We start from the raw sequence: 14,277 nt of genomic DNA on the forward strand, positions 1-14,277 counted from the left end.
CAACAAATACCTACGATTATACTACCATTCACTCCTTAACGAAATCTTAATTTTAGTTATCTCCTTTTTATTACGCAAAGAGAGCTTGGGAATCCCAAGCTCTCTTTTATTCCTTAACTATATCCACTAGGTAATTGCTGATAATCTCTGCATGGTTTTCCTTTATCTTATCAATTGGCATCTTTATTGCAGCAGATAACTGATAAAGATAATCTTGGTCATACTGAAGCCAAGAAGAAGAACTTCTTTTGAGATAACGCTCAGCAGCCTCAAATGCAGTGAAGGTTTGATCCAGTTTCTTCTTATTGTGCACAATATAATATTCACTTTCACTGCTAGGGATGATGTATGAAATATCGCCCATTTGATTTTGAAACGCTGTCCCAGAATGAGAAGTTTTCAAATTAAATTCATTCCGATCCGCATCCGGTTTAAGTGGGAGAATTCCAAACACTTCCACCACAAACTGCTTAAACGCATCACTGGTCATTTCGGACCCAGATGCTTTTGGATGTCCACCTCCACCGTATCTCTTTGCAAATTTTGCTACATTTACTTTATCATGAATGGTTCGAAAACCCATTTTCTTTCCACTCATATTCAAAAGAATAATCATGTCCATATGCGGATATAAATTATTTAGCGCATTACCCAACTCCGATAAATATTGCTCTGCGTGGACGATCCCAACACAATAATCATCAATAAAGGTTTGAACAATTTGTCGGCTTTTTGAATAAATATATCGATTAATTTTTTGCTCCTCAATATCTAGAAGCATATTCTCCATTTCAGATAACATAAACGATTCGGTATTTTCCGTTAACCTTTTCAGCATTTCTTCTTCAAACTGCTCTCTATTCCGTATGTAAAATAAATCATTTAGGCGTTTCGCCGTCACATTATTGTTTTCATCCCATTCCCACGTATCGTATTGGCGGACCAATTCAATAAATTCCTCAAGGGCCTTATTTCTCTCCATAATTCCATTCGTAATCAGGTGATCATAAAATAATGAGGTTGCACATGTCTTCTTGCCCGTTTCATACTCGGGAATAACGTTTCCCCATTTATATTCATTAAAATGCAATGCCGTCACATGGTGATCAATCATTTGAACAGGTCTGCCTTGTTTAAACCGCTCCTCGAGTTTTTTTTCCACCTGTTCATTTACCGCCAAATCGGTAATATAGATATCTACATTATTATTCTCAGGGTTTTTAATAACTGCTTCAACTCTTTGATTTAAATTCCTGTAAGAACAGTAAAATACATTAGCTTTATCTCCAAAAGCAAGTTTCGCAATTAGCCCGCATCCAAGCCCATCAAGGTCAATATCAGTAAAAATAATCATGACAATTACCACCATCCATTTTTAACTTCATTTCGTATCGTTTGGTTTCAACAATTTTTTTATACAGTATGTTGTTATGAATTAACATAATGTTTATTTTAACATACTAGAAAATTATACCACCTACCATCATGACCTGGTGATAGTAATCACAGACATATCTAAAATGAAATGGTATTATGCATGAGAAGTTTCAACAAAAACAATGAAACGGGGTTATAAATTGAACTTTCCACAACTAAAAATTGGTCATATGATGCCTAAGGTTCCGATTATGCAAGGTGGTATGGGTGTAGGTATTTCACTTAGTAAATTGGCATCAGCTGTCGCAAATGCTGGCGGAATTGGGATTATCTCAGGAACGGGAATATCAACCGATGAAATGAGATCGCATATTAGAAAGGCGAAAAGTCTGATTAAAGATGCAGGATACATCGGTGTGAATGTTCTATTCGCGATGAATGACTTTGCTGAAAAAATGAAAGCTGCCCTTGAAGAGAAAGTTGATTTTATTATCTCGGGTGCTGGAATTTCTAGAGATATGTATGCATGGGGAAAACAAGCAGGAATTCCAGTTATTTCAATTGTCTCATCTGCTAAATTAGCAAGGATTTCCGAAAGACTTGGGGCTGCAGCGGTTGTCGTTGAAGGCTGTGAAGCAGGTGGACATCTTGGCACCGACCGCCCAATGTTCGATATCCTCCCTGAAGTGGTTGAAGCGGTTTCCATTCCCGTTATTGCTGCAGGAGGAATTATCACTGGTGGAGACATTGCAAAGGCCCTTGCCATGGGTGCCTCAGGTGTACAAATGGGGACACGCTTTGTTGCCAGCGAGGAATGCGACGCACCATTAGCATTTAAGCAAAAATATGTTGAAGCAACGAAAGAGGATTTGGTCTTAGTTAAAACGACCGTAGGACTTCAAGGCAGGGCGATTAATAATCATTTTGCAAAATTAATCAGTGGACCTGACAAGTTAAAAATCGCTAAATGCATTGATTGCTTAAAGAATTGTTCCTACCGCTTTTGTACAATGGATTCTCTATTGGTTTCAATGAATGGTGATGTCGAAAATGGACTTGTTTTTGCAGGTGCACGAGTGGGTGAAATTCAAGATATTCTCCCTGTTCAACAAATCATCAACAAGCTTACATTAGAATACAATGAAGCAATTTAGCTATTTAAAAGAGCCAACCGAATTGTTCGGTTGGCTCTTCCACTTCCTGTTATGGTAAATTACTTATTTTATTCTGAATCGGAGTTCTTGGTTTTGGCTCCGGAATCACTTCTGGATAACCCACTCCCAAAACACCTATAATATCATAACCATCCGGAACACGAAGAATCTCCCTGTTTTTTTGTGTAATGCCAATGGATGACCAAAATGTCCCCACACCCTCTGACCAAGCTGCTAAATTAAAATTTTGGATAAAGCAGGCCGTTGCCATTGCATTTTCCTCAGTCACAACAGAGGTCGCACCTTGCTTTGATAAAATCATTAACACAATTGGTGCGTTCCCAAAATTCGTTTTATGGTTTAGCTTCTCTCTTGTCTCAGTTCCAATAAAATAAATTTCCCATGGTTCTGTCATACGGTGATTCGGTGCCATTGTGGCAGCCTCTAACCATGAAAGGATTGAATTTTGGTCAATCTCCATGGATTTGAATTTTTTTATGTTTCTGCGCGTTTTTATCGCATCTATCGTATTCATTTTCATTCCCCTCCTTCTGTAATAGCTGCTCATCGTAATATCATATGCATCAATTCTTAACTTTTTATTAAAAGTGACAAAATTTCCGCTATAACTTAACCTCTAAGTTTATAATATCCTCTTTTTAATCCGTAATAACAGAACCATAGTGCTTGAACAAAGAAGAATATCCCCCAGAGTGGCGCTGGTATGATCCCTGTAAGCCGGGCAAGATTTGCAGCGTCCCCTGCAGATTGTGGCTGTAATACACTGATATACAAGATTTCATAAGCACTCTGGACGGAATCAACTAAAAGAATCGAGGCAATTAACAGTAATAGGTTATCTCTAAAATTTTGACTCCCTTTAATGAGTAAGTAAAGAAAAGCCACCGCAAATGAGCACAGCCAAAACAAACCATAAGGATTCCTTACCCAAAAAATAAGATTCAAGCCAATAAAACCTAACAATATGTCAATTAACAAATTCTGCTTTTTCTTACCAATTAATAAAAACGACAGAAACGCCATAAATGACGCAAAGGTGTATCCTCCTAGGCTCGTTAAGAAGCTGCCAATCCATGTTGACTGATTACTAATTGTCGCCCCTTCGGAATTCATGAATAACGATATTCTTTCGACATTCCCTCCAAAAAGAGCAATTAAAGCATGACCTGATTCATGGATGAGCGTATTGATGACTTTCACATAGTTTCCTAGGAACGGAACATGAATCAACAGAAAAGCAAACACGAGGAAAAGGAAAAACTTCGCACTGAATCTGTCTCGAACAAAGCTCATAATAGATTCTCCTCTTTTATATTTAGTAATATCTCCATTTTAACATCTTTTGTCTTTTCATTTGCGCAATTCAACTTTATATCTAAAAAGCTAGCAATCACTCAGATCACTAGCTCTTTACATTTAAACTCTGTTTCCATGCTCAATAAGTTGTCCATCCTTCATTACGTAAATCCGATCACATAGCGGGAGAATCTGTTCATCATGAGTAACAATGATAGCAGATTTGTTTTGCTCCTTAACGATTTTTGCGATTAACTCAATTATGGCCATGCTTCGATTTGAATCCAAACTGGCTGTTGGTTCATCAGCCAAGATGATTTCTGGATCATTAATAAACGCTCTAGCAATGGCTACTCGTTGCTTTTCTCCACCCGATAACTGGTGGGGATAAAATTTAGATCGTTGCTCCATCCCAACTGCAACTAACATCTCGTTAATCTTTCTTTTACTTTCCTTGGTCCACTGATTCGCCATTTTTAAAACAAGGCTCAATTGCTCTTCTACCTTTAAATAAGGGACTAAGTTCGATGTTTGGAAAATATAACCTAGGTGATTTAATCTAATGTTTGCTTTATCCATATCGCTAAAGGTTGCAATGTCTGTGCCATTTACAATGACTTTTCCTTTATCAGGAGATTGCAAGGCACCTGCAATCGATAAAAACGTGGACTTTCCCGACCCCGAAGGACCAATAATTGCAACCACTTCGCCCGTTTTTAAACGGAAGGATAAGTTTTTCACGATATGATTTTCCTTATCGCCATCTTTAAATGATTTTTCAACCTGTTCTAAAATTAATGGTTCCATCATCATATTATTCTACTCTCCCCATTGCTTGAATTGGATCAGCCTTTACAATATTTATTACCGATAATAATGAGCCGAATATCGACACAATAAATAATACCCCTGAGAATTTAGCAATTTGCACAAAATCGAATATAAACGGGATATCATCAGGAAGTATAAACATAAAGCCCTTAGTAAAGGCCACAGCTGCAGCAATACTAACAATGGTTAACATAATCACTTGGAGGATGGTTGATTTGACCAATTGACTCGATTTAGCACCGATGGCTTTCAAGATACCAAACTGTGCCGTTTTTTGTATGGTCATAATATAAAAGAATGCGGCTAAAACAAAAACAGCAATCACGATTAAAAACGATAACATCATATAAAGCGAATTTTGTTCAGCCGTATACCCAGGAATACCTTTGACCACTTGATCCTTTTTTACCCATTCTCCATTTTTATATAAGCTAGAAATGGATTTTTTCAAACCTAAATCATTTTTGTTTATGGCAATGCCGTTATATTCACTTTTGTTTGAGCCGCCAGCGAGTTCCTCCCAAGTGTCAAGGGAAATAAGTGCAACAGGTGTATGGCTAAAAGTTTGATCATCTAGAAAACCAACTACCTTTAAGCTTATTCCGCTTCGTGCATCTTTTACGATCATTCCTATCTTAATTGTTCCAGATAGCGAGCGGTCTAGTAAGACAGAATTTTCCCCGATTGTTTCTAAACTCTTACCATCTGGCTCTAAAAAACTCCCTGGCTTTACAGCCATAAATGTAATATCTAATTTATCCTCAGAATTCACTTTAGAAATGGCCCCCATTTGAATACCAATTGGCTGAGCCTCGCTTTTTGCTGTCAATTTCTCTAAATCAACTGTAAAGTGCGATCGATCAATGCGCCCCTCTGCACTTTTTTGCAGATAAATAGAATGTACTGGCATGTTAATTATCGATGAAGCATTGTTCATAGATAAGCCATTTGCAAGTCCATTGATGACAAAAACAAGTATCGCTACGAAAAAGAGAATAAAGCTGATTAACAAATATCTCACTTTAAAAAATGTCATTTCCTTAAATGGTAATGAGTACATAAAAAATTCACCTTCCCTTTCATTTCACAAACAGAATACTGTTCGAACATGAACGGAAGATGAACGTTTCTTTACAATTTGGAAAGGGCCACAGTAAAAGTAGTCCCATTTCCCTCTATGCTTTCTACATCAATTTTTCCATGGTGCAAATCAATAATGGATTTGACAATCGACAAGCCTAAACCAGTTCCTTCAACTGAACGGGCTCTAGAGGCATCAGCCCGGTAAAAACGGTCAAAGATTCTGTCGAGATCCTTCTGACTTAATCCCGCGCCAGAATCTTTAATAACTACTACAACTTCTTTATCCGCTTCAGTCAATTCAATATCAATCGTACCGTTTTCACGATTATACTTAATCGCATTCGTCAGCAGATTTTCCCAGACAGAATATAGCAATGCTGGGTCCCCTTTAACCGTGGCATCAGATAGTGAGTAACTCATCATTATTCCTTTTTCCAGGGTGCTCCATTCGTATTGATGAATAACAGCTTTGAGCTGTTCTGCAATATCTACGGTACTTACCTCCATTAAATCCTTTTTACTTTCAATAGTGGATAGGAGTAATAGCTGTTTGGTCATCCTGGAGAGTCGGTCCACCTCGAATTGAACCACGCGTAAATATTGTTGCTCTTCCTGCTCACTTTTGTCGCTAGTTTCCAATAAATTCAAATACCCTTTTATATTGGTTAGTGGTGATTGGATATCATGGGATATGTTAGAAATTAGTTCTTTTCTTAACGAATCTACTTTTGCTAATTTTTCTGCCATCCTTGTAAAACTGACTGCTAAATTTCCAAGTTCATCGCTTCGGGTAATATCCAACTTGATTGAAAAATTTCCTTCTGCAATTGCTCTCGTTGCGTTATTAAGCTTTCTGATCGGATTGACTAAATATTTGGTACTAATTAAAACCAATATAACGCTTAATAAAATTGAAATGAATAACAGCCAGCCAAAAAGAATATGCATTTCGTTAAACATAAGCTTAATATCTGGCCTGATAAAAATGGCATATTCTTCACCTTTATACTCAAAGGGGACACCGACTGAGTTTTTTAATTCGTTTGCAAAAAATCCGGTTACAAAGGTTTTATGAGGAAAATTGCGAATCCCATGATAAACCTCTCCATCTAAAACTTTTTCTGGAATATCTGCTTGTAAGTTCTTTTCTCTATACGACGAACCAAAATAATGCTTGTTCCCCTCATTATTGACTAAAAGTATTTGGTAACCAATCGTACCAATATGGTCAAAATAATCCTGTAGACTAATCAAAGGGTGCTTACTAGCAAAGTCAGCTATTTCATAGGCAAAATTCATGATTTTTTCATCATTTTGCTGTTTCAATTTGAATTGGTAATAAGCATTGGAAAGAAAAAAAGAAATAATTCCGCTGACAATCATAATCATAATCGTAATAAAGGCGAATTTACTATACAAAGATTTCATGATCATTAGTTAAAGAACCTCCAGGGAATATCCTACCCCTCTAATCGTTTTGATGGTAAAATCCTCTGCAATATTTGCAAACCTTTCGCGTAACCGTTTGATATGGACATCCACGGTTCTTTCATCCCCTTCAAAATTATGACCCCATATTTTTTCAATCAAGTGGCCACGGCTAAACACTTGATTAGGATGCGTAGCAAGAAAAGATAAAAGATCAAATTCCTTTAACGGGAGCATAAAGGTCTTGTTATTAATTTTAACCTCATAGCTTTTTTTGTTTATGTATAAGGTCCCAATCTTAATATTCGCTTCACCAGATTTTCCATATCTTCTTAAAAGGGCATTGACCCTAAATATTAATTCTTTGGGTTCAAACGGTTTTATTAAGTAATCATCCGTACCTGATTCAAATCCCTTTTCCTTATCTTCAATCTGGCTTTTGGCCGTTAATAAGATAATCGGAATATCATACTCTTTTCGGATTTCAGTTGTTAAAAGGTAACCATTCATGACTGGCATCATGATATCTACGATTGCTAAATCACAATCCTCTTTATTTAAAAGTTCAAGTGCAGTTCCCCCATTTTCCGCTTCAATTGTTTTAAATCCTTCTCTCATCAGCAAACTTTTTACAAGATTGCGGATATATACATCATCATCAACGATTAAAATTTTTTTCATCCCATCACCTGCTTACTCATAGCGCTATTTTACTCACCTCATTGTACTTAAATGCTCTTTAATTGGAAAGAAGCAACTCGATTTTGATTAGACAAAGAAACAACTTTTATGTTACCATCAAGTTGTTGCATTGATACCAGGCATATTTATTACAAGGGGGAATGAAATTGATAGAGTTTAAAAACATAGTTAAGAAGTATAAATCAAAACCAATTATTAAGCCCTTTTCATTGGAAATTGAGGCTGGTCAGCTGGTCGTTTTCATCGGACCCAGTGGTTGTGGGAAAACTACCTTACTGAAGATGATTAACAAATTGATTCAACCGACCTCCGGCAAAATTTTTGTAAATGGGACGGATATTTCAACCATGAATCCGATTGAACTGCGCAGAAATATTGGTTATGTCATCCAAAATACTGGTTTATTTCCACATATGTCGATCAAGGAAAATTTAGAGTTAATTCCAAAACTTAAAGGAGAAGATCCTGCTTCAATTGCCACTAAAACAGGCGAGCTGCTTGAGTTGGTCGGTTTAGACCCAAAGGAATACCTACATCGGTATCCCAAAGAATTAAGCGGCGGACAGCAGCAAAGGATTGGCGTGGCAAGAGCTTTCTCAACCAACTCCGATATTATTTTAATGGATGAGCCATTTAGTGCATTAGATCCTGTCACAAGAAGCTCCCTACAAGATGAACTTTTTCAAATGCAAAAAGAATTAAACAAGACGATTATCTTTGTAACCCATGATATGGACGAAGCTATTAAAATAGCGGATAAGATTTGTATTTTAAAAGACGGGGATATTCTTCAATATGATACCCCTGAAAATATTTTAAAGAATCCTGCCAATGACTTTGTTGAAGACTTTATTGGCAAAAGACGGGTTTGGAACAATCCTGAATTATTAATGGCTGAGGATATTATGATTCCTAATCCTGTTAAAATCACCTCAATGCGTACGGTGCTACAGGCTATTGAAGTAATGAAAGACCAAAAAGTCGATAGCCTAATGGTTACAGATAAAAATAATGTCCTTAAAGGTTTAGTGACCTTAAAGAGCATCCAATTGCTCAATCGAACAATCTCAATCGAAAAGGTAATGGAACAAAATGTCCTTTCGGTTTCACAGGATGCCAATTTGATATCAGTTTTAGCAACAATGAATGAGCATAAAATTGGTTATGTCCCTGTTGTGAACAGTCATAACCAACTAATTGGACTTATTACCAGAAGCAGTATTCTTTCTGCCTTAAGCAGCCAGTTAATCGATTTGGAGGTGGCCTTTTAATGAGTGGATTTATGAATTATTTAACCACTAACTATGAGCAGATTTTCAGTCTACTTGGCCAGCATCTTTACTTAAGCGTAATTTCTGTCCTAGTAGCGATTATTATCGGTATCCCGCTTGGTATATTAATTTCAAGAGAGCAAAAGCTTGCAAAACCTATTATTGGAACAACCAATGTGATTCAAGCAGTACCTAGTTTGGCCTTACTTGGATTTCTTATTCCATTCGTTGGAATTGGCAGTACTCCTGCGATTATTATGGTCGTTCTTTATTCCTTGCTTCCTATCGTCAAAAACACGTATACAGGTTTAACGAATATTGATGGGGATATTCTGGAAGCCGCCAGAGGTATCGGTCTGACCAAGAGTCAAACGATGAGAAAGGTTCAGTTACCACTAGCCTTCCCGATGATTATGGCGGGTATCAGAATTTCAGCGGTTACCGCTGTTGGATTAATGACAATTGCTGCTTTCATTGGTGCTGGAGGACTAGGATATCTCGTTTTCTCAGGTGTGCAAACGGTCGATAATTATATGATTTTAGCTGGGGCTATTCCTGCCTGTATCCTTGCCCTAGTAATTGATTTTATCGTAGGAAAACTCGAATCCTCACTTTCCTATACAAGTAAACAAACTTCAGCAAAAAAAACGGGGAAAACCACTAAAAAAATGATGATTAGTTTTGCAAGTATTGTCATCATCATTGCCGGTGCTTTTACTGTTTATTCAAAGGTGAACGCAGAGGATAAAATTGTAATAGGTTCAAAAAATTTCAGTGAACAATTGATACTAGGGAATATGCTCGCCGATTTAATAGAAAATAAGACTGATATACAGGTAGAAAGAAAACTAAATCTTGGCGGCAGTCAGGTTGCCTTCGGTGCCCTAAAAAACGGTGACATCGATATGTATGTAGAATACACTGGGACAGGGTTAGTAAATATATTAAATCAGCCGCCACTAAGTGATCCGGACAAAGTCTACAATATTGTCCAGAAGGAATTCAAGCAAAAGTATGGTTTTGAACTGTTAAAACCAATTGGATTTAATAACACTTACGCCTTAGCTGTTCGTCAAGATACCGCTAAAGAATTGGGTTTAAAGACGATCTCTGATTTAGCCAAAGTCAGCAGCGGATTAACCTTTGGTCCGACCATCGAATTTCCAAATCGGGAGGATGGATTAATTGGACTTTCAAAAATGTATAATCTGAAATTTAATGAGGTTAAAGCGGTTGACGGCGGATTGCGCTATACGGCATTAGCCAACCATAAGAGTGATGTCATCGATGCTTTTTCAACTGATGGTTTACTTGAAGCGTTCCACTTGAAGGTATTAGAGGATGATAAGAACTTTTTCCCGCCTTATTATGCGGTACCGATGTTAAAAGAAGAAACGTTAAAAGAACATCCAGAACTAAAAAAAGTGATAAACTCCTTAGCTGGTAAGTTAACTGATGAAAAAATGCGAAAACTGAACTATAAGGTCGACAGCCTTAAACAGTCACCAGCCAAAGTCGCAAAGGAATTTTTAGAAACAGAAGGTTTATTAGAAAAATAATATATGAAGAAAAAGCCGGTCCTAAAAAAACCGGCTTTTTTGCATCTTCCCACCCCTTCTTACTCCTCCATAAAATGAAGGACTCTATCATATGTTTCTTCAGCACCTATGACAAGGAGGACATCCCCTTCGAGTATTGATGCATAGGGTCCTGGTGAAATAATTAATTCACCCTTTCGTTTCATCCCAATAACTGTTCCCCCGGTATTTTGCCAAAACTTCACTTCCGAAATGGTCTTTCCAATATGAATACAATCGGAAAATACCTCTACTTCGATGGGTGCCAATGGGTTCGTATGACGAAGCTTTCCTGAGTAGTCCATAATTTTTCGGAGCGTATCAAAGAGTTGTTCATCGAGCTTGTCCCTTTCGGAAATGAGGGAGTTCATTTGCTTCTCAAGATCTTTAATGCTTGCGAGGTTTGAAAACCGTTGAATATATTTATAAGCATTCTCACGAGAAGAAATAACAATGCCACTACCTTTTGTCGATTGAACAATCTCGACATCCTCTAGAATCTTAATGGCTCTTCTGACAGTTTCAGGGGATACCTTGTATTCACTTGCTAAAGTCGATCTCCCATGAATCTTTTCCCCTACCTTAAATTTCCCATCATAAATTCTATTTGCTAAATCTATCGCAATTCGCTCGTAAGTTGGAATTTGTACTTTTTGCATAACATCCTCCGCCGCCATCTTAATCTAAGTTTGACCCTGTAATCTTATTACTACTCAAATATACTCGTTTGCAGGATGCATTGCGAGTGGGAATATTGGTTTCCTTTCTAAAAAAGACATCAAGTGATTTCCTTTATATGATTTGGACATAATTGTAAGGTATCTTGTTAATGAGGTGAGAAATTGAAACGGAAAGTGCTGGTTATTTTAGGAAGTATATTTGTATTATTTATGACCTCCTTATTAATATTTTTTCTTGTAAAAGGGGAACCATCCAAGTGGCAAGTAGCCCTTGGCGGCATAATCGTATGTGCATTACCAGTTCTGCTAATTTTTAAGAAAAACATTCCATTTAATCTTCCAATCATTTTTGGGTTCTATTTATTTATCTTTTGCTCCACCTATTTAGGTTCGATTGGAGATTTTTATCTTATATATAAATGGTGGGATTCTACTATCCATTTTTATAAAGGGATATATATGGCTTGTGTTGGAATAACATTATATAAATTGATGATCCCTCAACAAGTAAGAAAGGATGTTTCTCGATGGATAATCTCGATCTTTATCCTCTCACTCTCTGTCTTAGCAAGTGTCCTATGGGAGATCTATGAGTTTATTGGAGATTTGAACTTCACACACATCATGCAGCTTGGTGGAAATAAAGATACGATGTATGATCTGCTGTGTGGCTTTTTTGGAGGACTTTTAATTGCCATTTACGCTTATTTTCGAAAACAAAAAGTTTAAAGAGGTGAATATTGTTGAATCGAAAACTTGTCATCACATTAAGTTTCATTTATGTGCTATTCATGACTATTTTATGTGTTTACTACTATTCAAAAGATGCAACCTTTGAAGGATCGGTTGCAATTGGAGGAATTGTTTGCGGTGCGATTCCGTTATTATTGGCATTATTCACCAAACTACAATTCAATTTACCGATTGTTATTTCTTATTTAATTTTCTTAGTTGGTTCACAATATCTAGGTTCAATCCTAGGCTGGTATGGTCTCGGTTGGTGGGATACCTTTATGCATTTGGTCAGTGGAGCCATTCTCGCTTTTTCTGGGATTGCTTTATATGAACGTTTGATTCATCGAAATGCGGGAGATAAGATTTCACCATGGTTTGTGTTTTTATTTACGTTATCCTTTGCTGCACTCGGTGGTGTATTATGGGAAATTTATGAATTTAGCTCCGATCAATTTTTCAATATGACCTTACAAGGAGGAGGAAATAAAGATACAATGACAGATTTAATTGCTGATACAATTGGCGGGTTGATTATTGCCGTGTCAGCTGGTATTCGTACTCGGAAAAAGTTAAAAAAAAGACAATGAGAAGGTACGTCTTATTTGACGTACCTTTTTTGAAAATATAGATATTAAACCGTAACTGCCACAAAAAACTCCTCGTAAAGTGCTTGAACCGCTCTCTTTTCCTCTACTTCCTTAACCCCAAACATCATGCTTACTTCTGATGAACCTTGGTTAATCATCTCGATATTAATACGGGCTTTCGCCAGCGCTTTGGAGGCTCTTGCCATTGTCCCAACATTGTGGCGCATTCCCTCGCCAACTACCATTATAAGCGCAAGACTGTGTTCAATCTTCACTTGATCGGCATGCAACTCTGTTTCAATCCGTTCCTTAATCGCCTTCTCCATTTCCGCATCCATTTGATTTTCACGAAGGATTACGGAAACATCATCAATGCCTGAAGGCGTATGTTCATAAGATAATCCGAAGTCTTCTAAGATACTTAACAGCTTCCGTCCAAAGCCTACCTCTCTATTCATTAGGTATTTACTTACGTATATACTACAAAACCCTTGGTCACTGGCAATACCAATGACTGGTCCATTTGTGTTGTCTCGTTCATAGACGATCTTAGTTCCAGGTGCACTTGGATTATTTGTATTTTTGATTTGAACAGGAATTCCTGCTCTGAACGCGGGAACAAGTGCTTCATCATGTAATACGGTGAATCCCGCATACGAAAGTTCACGCATTTCTCTGTAAGTCAGTTCTTTTATTTCCTTCGGATTTTCTACGATGAAAGGATTGACGGAATACACTGCATCGACATCGGTAAAATTCTCATAAAGGTCAGCTTTAAGGGCATTAGCTAAGATGGAGCCAGTAATGTCGGAGCCGCTTCGTGAAAAGGTAAATACCTCACCTTGCCTGCTATAACCAAAGAATCCTGGAAATATTAGGATCCCTTTTCGTTCGTGCAAAGAATATAATTGACTATAAGCTTCAGGCAGTGCCTGAGCATTACCAGGCTCATCACTGACAAGCAGCCCTGCTTCTTTCGGGTCTATGTAAGAAGCTTCTACGCCCTGCTTACGGAAATAGGCAGCAACCAATTTCGCGTTGTTATCCTCACCACTTGCTTTTAACAAATCCAGAAAACGATCAGGTTTTGTTTTATCTGCGCTCAGCCGCTTTGCTAAATCTTCCTGAATTTCGATAATAATGTCATGTGACAGTGATAATTCTTCTGCGATTGAGCAGTATCTTTCAAGGACGGCTTCAAATGGTTCCCTTGGGTCCTTATTTTGTAGACAAAGTTCTCCACATTCAATCAATAAATCAGTTACCTTATCATCTTCTGCAAACCTTTTCCCGGGGGCAGAAACGACAACCACTCTTCTCTCGGGGTCTGAAACCACAATCTTAAATACCTTTTCCATTTGTTTTCCTGATGCTAGTGAGGACCCACCAAACTTTACGACCTTCATCCCTACATCTCCCTAATCCTAAAAATATAATCTTAATTTTAATCATATTCAGAAAATAATCAAGTTTTTTCTTTTACACAAAGACAATTGTTCACCCCTAGTGGACAACTACAAAAAAAGAGTGGATCT

Annotated in this window: 14 protein-coding genes; 5 read left to right on the forward strand and 9 right to left on the reverse strand. The window is 37.4% G+C overall.

Features of this window, described 5'->3' with window-relative positions:
* Positions 1-106: 106 nt before the first annotated feature.
* Positions 107-1,354: a DHH family phosphoesterase gene (locus tag BR30_RS0103045; protein WP_026563706.1), complete on the reverse strand. Its 1,248-nt coding sequence runs from the start codon at positions 1,352-1,354 to the stop codon at positions 107-109.
* Positions 1,355-1,559: 205 nt separating this feature from the next.
* On the opposite strand from BR30_RS0103045, the gene BR30_RS0103050 reads away from it, so the two are divergent.
* Positions 1,560-2,531, forward strand: a complete 972-nt coding sequence (locus BR30_RS0103050) for an NAD(P)H-dependent flavin oxidoreductase (RefSeq protein WP_026563707.1) — start codon at positions 1,560-1,562, stop codon at positions 2,529-2,531.
* Positions 2,532-2,580: 49 nt separating this feature from the next.
* Here the strand turns inward: BR30_RS0103050 and BR30_RS0103055 are convergent, their stop codons facing one another.
* The 6 genes from BR30_RS0103055 to BR30_RS0103080 form a co-directional block, all read right to left on the reverse strand.
* Positions 2,581-3,066, reverse strand: coding sequence for a nitroreductase family protein (locus tag BR30_RS0103055; protein WP_026563708.1), 486 nt, complete (start codon positions 3,064-3,066; stop codon positions 2,581-2,583).
* Positions 3,067-3,161: 95 nt separating this feature from the next.
* On the reverse strand, positions 3,162-3,845 hold the full coding sequence (locus tag BR30_RS0103060) for a M50 family metallopeptidase (protein ID WP_026563709.1): 684 nt from the start codon (positions 3,843-3,845) through the stop codon (positions 3,162-3,164).
* A gap of 123 nt (positions 3,846-3,968) precedes the next feature.
* Positions 3,969-4,661: an ABC transporter ATP-binding protein gene (locus BR30_RS0103065; protein WP_026563710.1), complete on the reverse strand. Its 693-nt coding sequence runs from the start codon at positions 4,659-4,661 to the stop codon at positions 3,969-3,971.
* A 1-nt stretch (position 4,662) separates the two neighbouring features.
* The gene (locus BR30_RS0103070; protein ID WP_026563711.1) at positions 4,663-5,739 is read right to left on the reverse strand and encodes an ABC transporter permease; all 1,077 of its coding nucleotides are present in this window, start codon (positions 5,737-5,739) and stop codon (positions 4,663-4,665) included.
* Positions 5,740-5,810: 71 nt separating this feature from the next.
* Positions 5,811-7,196 carry a sensor histidine kinase gene (locus BR30_RS0103075; protein WP_331280759.1) on the reverse strand — a complete coding sequence of 462 codons (1,386 nt, stop codon included), beginning with the start codon at positions 7,194-7,196 and terminating at the stop codon, positions 5,811-5,813.
* Positions 7,197-7,199: 3 nt separating this feature from the next.
* Positions 7,200-7,871 (reverse strand): response regulator transcription factor, encoded by a 672-nt coding sequence (locus BR30_RS0103080; protein WP_026563713.1) that lies wholly within the window; start codon positions 7,869-7,871, stop codon positions 7,200-7,202.
* A gap of 167 nt (positions 7,872-8,038) precedes the next feature.
* Between BR30_RS0103080 and BR30_RS0103085 the strand changes: the two genes are divergently transcribed.
* Positions 8,039-9,163, forward strand: a complete 1,125-nt coding sequence (locus BR30_RS0103085; protein ID WP_026563714.1) for an ABC transporter ATP-binding protein — start codon at positions 8,039-8,041, stop codon at positions 9,161-9,163.
* Positions 9,163-10,722, forward strand: a complete 1,560-nt coding sequence (locus BR30_RS0103090; RefSeq protein WP_026563715.1) for an ABC transporter permease/substrate-binding protein — start codon at positions 9,163-9,165, stop codon at positions 10,720-10,722. The genes BR30_RS0103085 and BR30_RS0103090 overlap by 1 nt, the downstream gene beginning before the upstream one ends.
* A gap of 59 nt (positions 10,723-10,781) precedes the next feature.
* Here the strand turns inward: BR30_RS0103090 and BR30_RS0103095 are convergent, their stop codons facing one another.
* Positions 10,782-11,399 (reverse strand): GntR family transcriptional regulator, encoded by a 618-nt coding sequence (locus BR30_RS0103095; protein WP_035445011.1) that lies wholly within the window; start codon positions 11,397-11,399, stop codon positions 10,782-10,784.
* A gap of 183 nt (positions 11,400-11,582) precedes the next feature.
* On the opposite strand from BR30_RS0103095, the gene BR30_RS0103100 reads away from it, so the two are divergent.
* Positions 11,583-12,149, forward strand: a complete 567-nt coding sequence (locus BR30_RS0103100; RefSeq protein ID WP_026563717.1) for a DUF2238 domain-containing protein — start codon at positions 11,583-11,585, stop codon at positions 12,147-12,149.
* A 14-nt stretch (positions 12,150-12,163) separates the two neighbouring features.
* Entirely contained in the window at positions 12,164-12,742 is a 579-nt protein-coding gene (locus BR30_RS0103105) for a DUF2238 domain-containing protein (protein WP_026563718.1), read from the forward strand.
* A 44-nt stretch (positions 12,743-12,786) separates the two neighbouring features.
* Here the strand turns inward: BR30_RS0103105 and BR30_RS0103110 are convergent, their stop codons facing one another.
* Positions 12,787-14,148: an aspartate kinase gene (locus BR30_RS0103110; RefSeq protein ID WP_026563719.1), complete on the reverse strand. Its 1,362-nt coding sequence runs from the start codon at positions 14,146-14,148 to the stop codon at positions 12,787-12,789.
* Positions 14,149-14,277: the final 129 nt, after the last annotated feature.

The organism is Bacillus sp. UNC41MFS5, from assembly GCF_000686805.1.

What these genes read in the sequence shown, in the direction of transcription:
- BR30_RS0103045 (WP_026563706.1), bottom strand. Translation starts at nt 1,354, where the DNA reads ATGATTATTTTTACTGATATTGACCTTGATGGGCTTGGATGCGGGCTA.
- BR30_RS0103050 (WP_026563707.1), top strand. Translation starts at nt 1,560, where the DNA reads ATGAAACGGGGTTATAAATTGAACTTTCCACAACTAAAAATTGGTCAT.
- BR30_RS0103055 (WP_026563708.1), bottom strand. Translation starts at nt 3,066, where the DNA reads ATGAATACGATAGATGCGATAAAAACGCGCAGAAACATAAAAAAATTC.
- BR30_RS0103060 (WP_026563709.1), bottom strand. Translation starts at nt 3,845, where the DNA reads ATGAGCTTTGTTCGAGACAGATTCAGTGCGAAGTTTTTCCTTTTCCTC.
- BR30_RS0103065 (WP_026563710.1), bottom strand. Translation starts at nt 4,661, where the DNA reads ATGATGATGGAACCATTAATTTTAGAACAGGTTGAAAAATCATTTAAA.
- BR30_RS0103070 (WP_026563711.1), bottom strand. Translation starts at nt 5,739, where the DNA reads ATGTACTCATTACCATTTAAGGAAATGACATTTTTTAAAGTGAGATAT.
- BR30_RS0103075 (WP_331280759.1), bottom strand. Translation starts at nt 7,196, where the DNA reads ATGATCATGAAATCTTTGTATAGTAAATTCGCCTTTATTACGATTATG.
- BR30_RS0103080 (WP_026563713.1), bottom strand. Translation starts at nt 7,871, where the DNA reads ATGAAAAAAATTTTAATCGTTGATGATGATGTATATATCCGCAATCTT.
- BR30_RS0103090 (WP_026563715.1), top strand. Translation starts at nt 9,163, where the DNA reads ATGAGTGGATTTATGAATTATTTAACCACTAACTATGAGCAGATTTTC.
- BR30_RS0103095 (WP_035445011.1), bottom strand. Translation starts at nt 11,399, where the DNA reads ATGCAAAAAGTACAAATTCCAACTTACGAGCGAATTGCGATAGATTTA.
- BR30_RS0103110 (WP_026563719.1), bottom strand. Translation starts at nt 14,148, where the DNA reads ATGAAGGTCGTAAAGTTTGGTGGGTCCTCACTAGCATCAGGAAAACAA.